This window comes from Tepidibacter formicigenes DSM 15518, assembly GCF_900142235.1.
GTDB classification, from domain to species: Bacteria; Bacillota; Clostridia; order Peptostreptococcales; family Peptostreptococcaceae; genus Tepidibacter; species Tepidibacter formicigenes.
Genome location: NZ_FRAE01000087.1, coordinates 1 through 7,933, shown reverse-complemented (window position 1 = coordinate 7,933; position 7,933 = coordinate 1). Strand labels below are relative to the sequence as shown.

Genomic DNA, 7,933 nt, shown 5'->3' with positions numbered 1-7,933 from the left:
AATATAGCTAGGAATTCAGCAGATATATTAACCATTAGGGCATTTGACCCCGCAAAGGAGCATAGCTGATACCACATCATGGATAGACTGAACGAAGGAATTTAGGGACATTGATCCTGTGAGACATGGGAGGGTACGTCGCCATGAAATTAGTGGATTAATTCCAGTAATATTTTGGTAAAAACACTGATTTTCTGGGGTTATACATTTCTATATCCATAAAATTGAATATGTTGAAGTTATATCCAAAAATTATATCTATCAATTTATGAAATTGTAAGAAATAGAGAGTATTTAAGAGAAAATAAAAGTATATAGAGGGAGGGTTAGATTGAAAAAGATAATTTGTTGTGTATTTATAGTAGGGTTATCATTAGGATTAATAATATCTTCTTCCATAAACCTTATTTATAATAAAAATAATGTAAAAACAAAAGAAGCTGTAAATAATAATGTGAAAATAGATACTTTAAAGATAAATGAAGAAAATGATTTACAAAACTTAGAGAAAGAAAAAGTACAGCAAGAAAATAATGAAGAATATGTTACTATTAAAATTGAAGATGAATATACTTGTGATGAAATTTCAGAATTATTATATGAAAGTGGATTAATAAGTAATAAGCAGGATTTCAAAATTATGTTTAATTTAAAAACATTAGATATTTTTGAAGCTGGTAAAGTTTTAACTAATAAAGGATTGATAAGTAGAGGATGGCAGATTAATACTTTATTAAGTCTTTTAGGCAAAAGTTATGATAAGGTATTAAACGCTCTTTATGAGGAAAAGCTAATTGATGATAAAGAAAGCGTTGACTTTTTTTTAAGTATATTAAAAGAAACTAAACAAATAGTTCCAGGAGAAAAAGTAATTAAAAAAGGCGCAAGTATAAATGAAATTATTAAAATAATAACAAGTTAAATAAATCAATAAAATGCTCAACTTGTAAAATTTTCACTATTTCTTGGGAAATATACTTCAAATTTAGACATGTATTAATATTATATAATAGTTCAAAAATGTAAATAATTTGTTATTAAAAGCGATCTAATTTAAATTGGGTCGCTTTTGTATTAATAATTCTATACTAAAAATATATTGGTAAAAGCTATGAAGAAGAAATAAAAATTAGTATAATAGAATAAAAAAGGAGAGAAAGAAATGAGTTGGAAAATAAAAAAGTTTGAAGAATTAAATGTAGAAGAAATATATGAGATTTTAAAAGCTAGAAATGAAGTATTCGTAGTAGAGCAGGAATGCGCTTATCAGGATTGTGATGATAAAGATAAGAATGCATATCATTTATTTATGAAAGAAAATGATACAATTAGTGCATATTTAAGAGTTTTAGAAAAGGGAATTTCTTATGATGAAATATCAATAGGAAGAGTTTTGGTTAATAAAAATTATCGCAAAAAAGGATTGGCAAGACAGATGATGTTGAATGCAATTGATTTTATAGAAAATAAATTAAATGAAAAATCAATAAGAATTTCAGCACAAGAATATTTAATTAATTTTTATAAAAGCTTAGGATTTGAACAAGTATCTGATACATATTTAGAAGATGATATTCCACATGTAGAAATGTTATATAAAAAATAATTGATAGATGAGTAATTTTAAGTAAATAATGCATAAAAAAATAAAAATACTTAATAATGCTTGAAAAAATACTCAAAAATGATTATAATTAAATTATAAATTAAATATTGAGGTGAGGGTACTTGTATCAAGAAGAACGAATGCAAGTAATTTTAGATTATTTAAAGAAAAATAAAAGAATTAATGTAGAAAAAATTTGCAGTTTGTGCGATATTTCAAGGGACACGGCAAGAAGAGATTTAGTAAAGTTAGAAAAAAATGGAGTGGTACTTAGAACACATGGTGGTGCGATTTTGCCTACTATTCAAAATGAAATTAAAAATTATAAAGACCGTCTTCATTATGGATCAGAAGAAAAAAAAGAGATTGGAAAATTGGCATCCTCACTGATTAAAACTGGAGAAAAAATAATTATGGATACATCCACAACTGTACAAGCATGTGCAGAGTTTTTGGATATAGATAATTGTTCAGTTGTAACAAATTCAATTAATGTAGCAGACATATTATCAAACAAGAAAAATGTAGACATTTACTTAGTGGGTGGGCAGTTAAATCAAGAACACCGTTATCTATACGGATCAGCAACTATATCAATGCTTTCCAATTATTATGCTCATAAAGCGTTTATAGGTGTAGGTGGAATTACACAAAATGGATTAACTGTTGTTCATGAGGAAGATGGATTTGTAATGAAAAAAATGGTTGAACAAGCAGAACAAGTTATAGTATTAGCAGATCATTCAAAGTTTGGAAAAAATACATTTTTCAAGTTTGCTGATTTATCACAAATTGATTTGATTATTACAGATAAGATGCCTAATAAAGAATTAATGGAAGCTTTTAATGAGAATGAAATAAATGTTATACTTCCAAAAAAATAATTTATAAAGCAACTCATTGGCGTTACCTCTACTTGGGCGTGACAATGATTGTTAACAGCAAGGCGAATAACCTTGCTGTTTTGTTACTTAATTATTTTTACTTGTTTATTATAATAGTTTTACTTTCTTCATGCCAATCAATATTATATCCAAATCCTTCAAATACATATCTTAAAGGTATATAAGTTCTTTCCCCTTTTATAAAGGCTTTTGTGTCCATTTTTAATTTTTGGTTATCAATATAAATGTAGTCTTTATTTATTGGTATTTCAATAGTAATATTATCTTTTTTAGCAATTACAATATAATTTTTTTCATCAAAAGAAACTTTTGCACCTATAGCCTCAAGAGGTTTTCTTATAGGAATCAATGTTCTGTTATTTTCATCGATAAAAGGAATTCCCATATTTTCATCTTCATTAAATGTCAATTCACGGTTATTTATTATAAAATAAATTTTATTGTTAAACTTCTCTTTTGACATAGAAGAAACTTCATTTATAGTATCGTTTATAGCTTTTACAAGACTTAAATCATCTAAAGTATCTTCATTAACATCAAACAACATAACTCCAGATGCTTTTTTTAGTGCTAGTCTAGTTTTTTCTTTTATAGTATTTATGCCATTATAATAATAATTAATAGAATCTATTATAGCCATATCTGTATAGGCATTTTCTTTATTTTGAGCTACTATATTTCTATATTGCTTAAAGTCAGGATGAGCATAAAAAGGAATACCTATTACTATTTTTTCTTTAGGAACACCTCTGTTTAGCCAGTAGTCTATAGATGTGTTAGCATGCCAAAATGGGCTGTGCTGTTCATTATTGATATCATAAGACATAACATTTATCCAGTCAAATTCTTTTAAACAATTTTCGGTTACAGCTCTTGATGCTTCTGGAGCTCCTATTTTAGACCATGCTCCATTAAGCGCTGCTGTTAAGTATTTTCCTTTTTCTTTTAATTTAGAACCAAGTTCTAATACCAGTTTTTCATAGTTTTGAGAAGAATCGCCAGGGTTTGGATATTCCCAGTCGATTTCAATGCCATCAAGATTATAATCATTTACAAACTTCATAATATTATTTACAAGTTTTTTTCTTAATTCATCTGATGCAGCTATTTTTTCAAATCTAGCATCAAGAGGTACATAATTTTCATCAAACCATCCTCCAACAGCTATTAAAACTTTGACATTATTTTCATGACCTTTTTTTACTAGTTTCTCTAGTTCATCAGCTTTTTTTATTGGAACTAAAGAGCCATCTTCAGTTGGAATTAAAAAAGCATATATTATATGAGTTACTTTATCGTATTGAATATTTGTTTCAACAGAATCTTTAAATATGTCAGAACAATATGCTACTACTTTAAAATCTTTATTATTTGCAAATATGTAATTGTTGTTGAAAGAAAAAATAAAAATAAATGCTAATAAAAGTGAAAAAATTTTTCTAAGTTTAATCATTTATAAATCACCTCAAATTTTTAGTTAATGCAGTAAGTATATTATTACAGATTTTACATCATATTACAAGTTGGTTTGGATTATAATTTAGTTACAAAAAAGTTAGTTGCTGTATGGTATTATCAGAAAAGTTTGATACAGTAAGACCAATTAGTCTTATTTCTTCTTCAAAAGTTATTTCTGCCAATATACTACAAGCTGTTTTATAAATTTTTTCAAATGAATTTGTATAATTGCGTATAGTCTTACTTTTTGTATGATTTATAAAGCTAGAAGTTTTAATTTTTATAGTTATAGTTTTTGCAGATAAATTTTTTCTATTTAGAATGTTAGAAATATCCTTTGCAAACTCTAGCAGAAATTTTTCTAGATAATCTTTATCATCTGTATCATTTAAAAGAGTAGTTTCTCTTCCGATAAGTTTAGGATTATCTTTTTGTTCTACACTAGCAAAAAAAGCATCCATATCAACATGTATAATTTTACGTTCCATAACTAACTCCTATATATTATAAAATTTAGAGAACGTAAGTTCTGCTTAGTTATATTATACTACAGCTTATTTAAATTAAACAAATGATTTATATTTTTAAGGAGTTATTAAGGATTTTTCAAATAATCCTTTTTCGCAGTAACCATATTTAAACCATTCACAGTTTTTACATATATATTGAAATTTTTCTAATGTTAGATTTTTTTTTATAATGCTTAGAATTTCTTTATATACATATATTTGATTTTTTTTCAAATCTAGTATTTCTAAAGTTTTAGAATCTAATGAATGAACTTTAGTTTCAGATTTACATAATCCATTTCCAATATTACTAGGACATTTAGAACATATAAAATCCGTTTTTGATATTATTTTAATTTTAGTATCAAGATTGTTTTTCAATATATTTACTATTTTATTCATATTATTTATAAATTCATTACTGTATCCTTTTCCTTGATAACCTTGGATGCATAGTAAATGGTGAGCTCTTAAAATTAATTGCATGAAAATATCTCCTTTTAATTGTTTACTTAAACGAAATAAATGTTTACAATTCGATGGTATTAATAAATATATATTTTGTCAAGTATTTCTCTGGATGTTCGGATTTATGGTGATAAAGTAAATATTAAAGCATATAAGTGGGATAATAATTTAGATAACTAAAAATATATAAGGGGTTTAAATATAAATGACTTGTGGTAATATTATAGTGTTGACAGTATTGTTATAATAACATATATATATTAAAATAAAGGTATTATTATATTGTAATTCCAATAATTGATTTAATATGGAGTGGTTTAGTATGAAATTATGTTCAGAATGTAAAAAAAATATAGCAGTTGTATTTACTTCAATGATGGAAAATGGAAAATCAGAAATAAAAGGTTTATGTATAGATTGTGCAAAGAAAAAGGGTATTCCTATTATTGATCAGTTAATGCAGCAAACAGGAATGTCACCAGAGGATATTGATAATTTAAGTAGTCAAATGAACAGCATTTTTGAAGAAATGGATTTAGAAAATTTAGAAAATGATAATATGTTTATGAATTTATTTAATGTTTCATCTACATCAAAAGATGTTGAAGATAAGGAAAATAAATCTTCAGATGTAAAAGAAAAGTCTCAAAAGAAAGATAAAAAATCTAAAAAGAAAAGAAAGTTTTTAGAACTATACGGAACAAATTTAACAGAAAAGGCAAAAAATAATGAAGTAGATAAAATCATTGGAAGAAATAGAGAAATAGATAGAACTATACAAATTTTAAATAGAAGAACTAAAAACAATCCTATATTAATAGGAGAGCCTGGGGTAGGAAAAACAGCTATAGCAGAAGGATTAGCTGTTAGAATTGCACAAAAAGAAGTTCCTTCAAAATTATTTAATGCTGAAGTATATCTTTTAGATTTAACAGCTGTTGTAGCAGGAACTCAATTTAGAGGTCAATTTGAAGGACGTATGAAAAATATTATTAAAGAAGCTCAAGAAAGTGGAAATGTTATTTTAGTAATTGATGAGGTTCATAATATTATGGGGGCTGGTGAAGTTCAAGGTGGAGCTATGAATGCAGCTAATATTTTAAAACCAGCTTTAGCTAGAGGAGAAATACAAGTAATAGGGGTTACTACTCTTGAAGAGTATAGAAAGCATATTGAAAAAGATTCTGCCCTTGAAAGAAGATTTCAACCAGTACAAGTTGAAGAGCCAACTGTTGAAGAAACTATAGAAATTTTAAAGGGAATAAAAGATTATTATGAAGATTATCATAAAGTTAAAATATCAGATGAAGTAATTGAAGCTGCTGCAAATTTATCAGAAAGGTATATTACTGATAGATATTTACCAGATAAAGCAATAGATGTTATTGATGAGGCTGGTTCTAGAGCAAATTTAAAGAACCAAGGACTTGTGGAGATACAAGCTTTAAAAGAAGAACTTGAAAAAATTCAGGATAAAAAAGAAGAGGCATCTAATAATAATGATTTTGAAAAAGCTGCACAATACAAAATGGATGAATGTAGAATTGAAGAAAAAATAAAAGAAATGGAGAAAAAGTATAGTGAAGTAGAAATTACTATTGAAGATATTGCCTTTGTTATAGAGTCTTGGACAAAAATTCCTGTTCAAAAGATTACAGAAGGAGAAGCTCAAAAACTATTGAATTTAGAAGATAGGCTTCATAAAAGAATTATAGGTCAGCATGAAGCCATTGTAAGTTTATCAAAAGCAATAAGAAGAAATCGTTCTGGATTTAGAAAAAAGAAAAAACCTACTTCGTTTATTTTTGTTGGGCCTACAGGTGTAGGTAAAACAGAACTTGTAAAAGCATTATCATGTGAACTGTTTGGAAGTGAAGAAGCCTTAATTCGTATTGATATGTCTGAATATATGGAAAAACATACAGTTTCAAAGCTTATTGGAGCTCCTCCGGGATATGTAGGATATGATGAAGGTGGTCAACTAACAGAAATGGTTAGAAGAAAGCCTTATTCAGTTATTCTTTTAGATGAAATTGAAAAAGCACATCCAGATGTATTTAATATGCTCCTTCAAATTCTTGAAGATGGAAGGTTAACTGATAGTCAAGGTAGAACTGTTTTCTTTGAAAATAGTGTAATTATTATGACATCTAATGCAGGTACTAATTTTAAATCTAATATTGGTTTTGCAAAGGATAGATATGATGTTTTAGAAAGTCGTGTAAAAGATGCATTAAAGGATATTTTTAGACCTGAATTTTTAAATAGAGTAGATGAAACTATTGTATTTACAAGCCTTACAAAGGATGAACTTCGCCAAATTATTAATTTGATGCTTAAAGATGTAATGGATGAGGTTAAAGAAAAAGGTATGAGTATGGAAGTTTCAGACGAAGTAAAAGACTTTATATTAGAAAAAGGATATGATGAAAAATATGGTGCAAGACCTTTAAGGAGAACTATCCAAAGATATATTGAAGATGAAATTGCTGAGCAGTATCTTCAAGGTAAGCTTAAAGAAGGTTGTAATATGAATGTAAAATTAAATGAAGGAAAAGTTGTATTTGAATAAAAAATGCCATGGATTGCCATGGTATTTTTTATTTACTAACTACATACATATTTATAAATTGAAAATATATTTTTAAAAATTATTTTTACTTTTAGGTAGTTGCAAAATAGAGTGAAAGGTTATCCACAGAAAAATTGAGTTGAAATTACTAAATAGAAAGAGTTATTAACAGTAATATTCAAAAAAAGACGCAGTTAAATAAAGGTTCAGTAAAACCTTTTTAAAAAGGATATAGAGTTTAAAAAAACTTAAGCAATTAAAGATTTAATAGCAAGAGGATTGTGGATATTGTTAGTCTTAAACATTAAAACAAACGCAACTAACTGAGAAATACAAGCCAGTAAAACATCAGCTTTTAAAGAAACAGTATTTCTAACTTTAGATGATTTGATTTGAATAAAGTTTTTTAGTTGAG

Annotated in this window: 7 protein-coding genes; 4 read left to right on the top strand and 3 right to left on the bottom strand. The window is 26.5% G+C overall.

All coding sequences use genetic code 11. From position 1 onward, the window contains the following. Positions 1-331 precede the first annotated feature (331 nt). From BUA77_RS12055 to BUA77_RS12045, 3 genes are all read left to right on the top strand, one after another. Complete coding sequence (locus tag BUA77_RS12055; protein WP_072890607.1) at positions 332-922, top strand: hypothetical protein; 591 nt, start codon at positions 332-334, stop codon at positions 920-922. Between the two features lie 240 nt (positions 923-1,162). Further along, positions 1,163-1,606, top strand: a complete 444-nt coding sequence (locus tag BUA77_RS12050) for a GNAT family N-acetyltransferase (RefSeq protein WP_072890605.1) — start codon at positions 1,163-1,165, stop codon at positions 1,604-1,606. Positions 1,607-1,728: 122 nt separating this feature from the next. Further along, entirely contained in the window at positions 1,729-2,490 is a 762-nt protein-coding gene (locus BUA77_RS12045) for a DeoR/GlpR family DNA-binding transcription regulator (RefSeq protein ID WP_072890603.1), read from the top strand. A gap of 97 nt (positions 2,491-2,587) precedes the next feature. Here the strand turns inward: BUA77_RS12045 and BUA77_RS12040 are convergent, their stop codons facing one another. The 3 genes from BUA77_RS12040 to BUA77_RS12030 all read right to left on the bottom strand — a co-directional run bounded on the left by BUA77_RS12040 (position 2,588) and on the right by BUA77_RS12030 (position 4,964). Then, complete coding sequence (locus BUA77_RS12040; RefSeq protein WP_072890601.1) at positions 2,588-3,964, bottom strand: glycosyl hydrolase family 18 protein; 1,377 nt, start codon at positions 3,962-3,964, stop codon at positions 2,588-2,590. 91 nt (positions 3,965-4,055) lie between these two features. Further along, positions 4,056-4,457, bottom strand: a complete 402-nt coding sequence (locus BUA77_RS12035; protein WP_072890598.1) for a DinB/UmuC family translesion DNA polymerase — start codon at positions 4,455-4,457, stop codon at positions 4,056-4,058. Positions 4,458-4,553: 96 nt separating this feature from the next. Then, the gene (locus tag BUA77_RS12030; protein WP_072890595.1) at positions 4,554-4,964 is read right to left on the bottom strand and encodes a DUF1284 domain-containing protein; all 411 of its coding nucleotides are present in this window, start codon (positions 4,962-4,964) and stop codon (positions 4,554-4,556) included. A 304-nt stretch (positions 4,965-5,268) separates the two neighbouring features. On the opposite strand from BUA77_RS12030, the gene BUA77_RS12025 reads away from it, so the two are divergent. Continuing rightward, the gene (locus BUA77_RS12025; protein WP_072890592.1) at positions 5,269-7,518 is read left to right on the top strand and encodes an ATP-dependent Clp protease ATP-binding subunit; all 2,250 of its coding nucleotides are present in this window, start codon (positions 5,269-5,271) and stop codon (positions 7,516-7,518) included. Positions 7,519-7,933: the final 415 nt, after the last annotated feature.

Coding starts and splice junctions, on each gene's coding strand:
- BUA77_RS12050 (WP_072890605.1), top strand. CDS start 1,163: ATGAGTTGGAAAATAAAAAAGTTTGAAGAATTAAATGTAGAAGAAATA.
- BUA77_RS12040 (WP_072890601.1), bottom strand. CDS start 3,964: ATGATTAAACTTAGAAAAATTTTTTCACTTTTATTAGCATTTATTTTT.
- BUA77_RS12035 (WP_072890598.1), bottom strand. CDS start 4,457: ATGGAACGTAAAATTATACATGTTGATATGGATGCTTTTTTTGCTAGT.
- BUA77_RS12030 (WP_072890595.1), bottom strand. CDS start 4,964: ATGCAATTAATTTTAAGAGCTCACCATTTACTATGCATCCAAGGTTAT.
- BUA77_RS12025 (WP_072890592.1), top strand. CDS start 5,269: ATGAAATTATGTTCAGAATGTAAAAAAAATATAGCAGTTGTATTTACT.